The 3,040-nt window shown below is 67.0% G+C and carries 1 protein-coding gene; it reads right to left on the bottom strand.

The genetic code is table 11. From position 1 onward, the window contains the following. On the bottom strand, nucleotides 1-3,040 hold a 3,040-nt coding region (locus AYK65_RS31105), incomplete at both ends, for a non-ribosomal peptide synthetase (RefSeq protein WP_139793414.1).

Below are 3,040 nucleotides of genomic sequence, written 5' to 3'. Positions count from 1 at the left end.
GACAGCACCAGCGGCTCGTCGCGCGCCACGGCGACAATCGCCGGCAGGTCCTTGGGACCGGCGCGGCGCAACTGTTCGGCGATGCTTTCCGCCAGGTCGGCAAGCACCGGCCTGGCGAACAGGGTCGCCAGCGGCACCTCGACACCGACAGCCTGCGGCAACCGGCTCGAGAGCTGCACCGCCAGCAGCGAGTGGCCGCCGAGCTCGAAGAAGTTGTCGTGGCGGCCGATCCGCTCGATGCCGAGACGCTCTTGCCACATCGCCGCCAGTGCCGTCTCGATCTCGCCGCGCGGTGCCTCGAAAACCCGACGCGCATAGGCATCGTCCGCAGGGGCCGGCAGCGCCTTGCGGTCGAGCTTGCCGTTCGGCGTCAGCGGCAGCACATCCAGCCGCACGAAGGCCGACGGCACCATGTAGTCCGGCAGCAGGCCACCAAGATGGGCCCGCAACGCCGCGGCAAGCTCGGCGCCATCGGCTTCATCCGACCCGTCTGCCGTCTTCGCAACCACATAGGCGACAAGCCGCTTGTCGCCGGTCGCATCCTTTCGCGCCACGACGGCCGCATCGGTGACAAGCTCATGCTCCAGCAGCCGGGCGGCGATCTCGCCCGGCTCGATGCGCAAGCCGCGGATCTTCACCTGCTCGTCGTTGCGGCCCAGAAACTCGAGATTGCCATCCGGCAGATAGCGCGCCAGGTCGCCGGTCCGATAGAGACGATCGCCTTCGACAAAGGCACTGGCGATGAACCGCTCCGCCGTCAGATCGGGCCGGTTGAGGTAGCCGCGCGCAACCCCTGCCCCGCCGATATAGAGCTCGCCCACCGCCCCGAACGGAACAGGCTGACCATGATCGTCCAGCAGGTACACCCGCGCGTTCGCGATCGGACGGCCGATCGGGACGTTCGCGGATACAGCTGGCGCTGCCGGAACCTCATAAAAGAGACAGCCGACGATCGTTTCGGTGGGGCCGTACTCATTCACCATTCTGGCCGCAGGCTGGACCCTGCGCCACAACTCGACTGTCGAACCGAACAGCGCTTCACCGCCGATGATAAACAGGTCAACCTGGCTGGCTGCAGAGTCCGCCAGCATCTGTTGCCCAAGAGCGTCCAGATGGCTCGGGGTGATGTCGATGATCCCGCAATGCGAGCGGATCCTTTCCTTTACCCCCTCGACCTCGTCTCGCCTGACAAGCTGTGCATGGCCACCACACATCAAGGGCGCAAACAGGCTGGTAATAATGGCATCGAAGGCCAAGGACGAGGAGACCACCGAGGAAGACGTGGGCACGTAGGCCTCACAGGCAAAGTGCAAATAGTTCACCAATCCCCGATGCTCGACCATGACGCCCTTGGGCGTTCCGGTGGAGCCTGATGTGTAGATGATGTAGGCGAGGTGGCTGGAGCTCAGGCCGAGCGCATGCGGGTCAGGATCGTCAGTGGGCTGGTCGGTCCAGGGAAGCTCGCCGTCCGAAAAGTCGACGATGCTCAGGCTTGCAATCGCCTCGGCGCCCAGCGCTTCGCGGCCGGCGGCATCGCAAAGCATGAGTTGCGGGGCGGCATCGTCGAGCACCTGCCGCAGCCGCGCGCTCGGATAGGCCGGGTCGAGCGGCAGATAGGCGCCGCCGGCTTTGAGGATCGCCAGCAGTCCCACCACCATCGCCGGGCTGCGCTCGACGCAGATCGCCACCGGCTGGTCGGGCTTCACCCCAAGCCCGATCAGATGATGGGCCAGCCGGTTGGCCTCGGCGTTGAGTTCGCCATAGGAGATCGACCGCCGTTCGAAGACCAGCGCCACCGCGTCGGGCGCCCGGCGCACCTGCGCCTCGAACAGCTCGTGGGCGCACAGATCCGACGGATAGTCCGCGTCCGTCAGGTTCAGCTCCTTCAGCAGATAGCGGCGCTCAGCGGCCGGCAGGATGTCGAGCTCGCGCACTGGCGTATTCGGCGCCCGTTCCAGCGCCTCGACCAGCTGCTCGAGCGCCCGCTGCATGTAGCCGCAGATGCGATCGGGGGAGATCGGCTCGACCGCGTCCGCCGTGAGCCCCAGTGCCTCGCCAAAATCATCCACCGACAGGGTCACGGGATAATTGGTGCGTTCCTCGCTCCCCAGCCATTCCATGCCGGACAGCACGTCGCTTGTTCCCACGCCGGACATGGCCGGCGTGCTTTGGGCCGGCGTGTTGTGGGCCGGCGTGGTGTGGCGATAGTTCAGCAGCGCACTGAACAATGGCGCTGGTGCGACAACGCCGCTGCAGCGTTGCGCCAATGCCAGCGGGGCATGCTCGTGTGAGAGCAGCTCGGCCAGACGGGCGTGGGCGATACGCACACTTTGCTCAACCCCGGTGCCATCCAGATCCAGTCGCAACGGCAGGGTATTCATAAACAGGCCCATGGCACGGTCGGCGCCGGTCCCGGCATGCATGCGGCCGAACAGCATCGTGCCGAACACCACTTGCTCGCGGCCGCTGCTCCGCGCCACCACCTGGCCCCAGGCCAGATGGCAAAGGCTCGCCAGGCTGACCCCCAGCCGCCGCGCCTGGGCCCGCAGCCGATCGTTGAGCGCCGGCGGCAGCATCCGCTGCGCCTCGCGGGATCCGCGGCCATCGCCGCGAACCTCGCTCAGCCCGAACGGTGTGGTCGGCTCGTCGATGTCGGCGAGCATCTCCCGGAAGAACGCTTCATGCTCTTCGGACGAAACGCCGAGACGGGCCTGCGCCACCAGATTGCGGAACGGCTGCGGCGCCGCCAGCTCATGCGCGCGTCCCTCGAGCACGGCCCGGACCTCGGCATGCATCACTTCGGCCGTCGTGTGATCGCCGATCAGATGATGCTGCAGCTCCAGAAGCAGCCAGCGCTCGCTGCCTGGCTCGCGCGCAATCACGAACCGCATCAGCGGCGCCTGGCCAAGGGCGAGACGGTAGTGGCGCGGATCGAACCGGCGCTTCAGCTGCTCGGAACCGGGACCGCCATCTTCCTCCAGCTCGACTTCGCTCACCGCCAGCGGCGCCTTGCGCCACACCACCTGCGCCGGGCTCGACA

The sequence above is a fragment of the Ensifer aridi genome (assembly GCF_002078505.1).
GTDB classification, from domain to species: Bacteria; Pseudomonadota; Alphaproteobacteria; order Rhizobiales; family Rhizobiaceae; genus Sinorhizobium; species Sinorhizobium aridi.
Note: the sequence above shows the minus strand (reverse complement) of the source record. Positions and strands in the feature narration are given on the sequence as shown.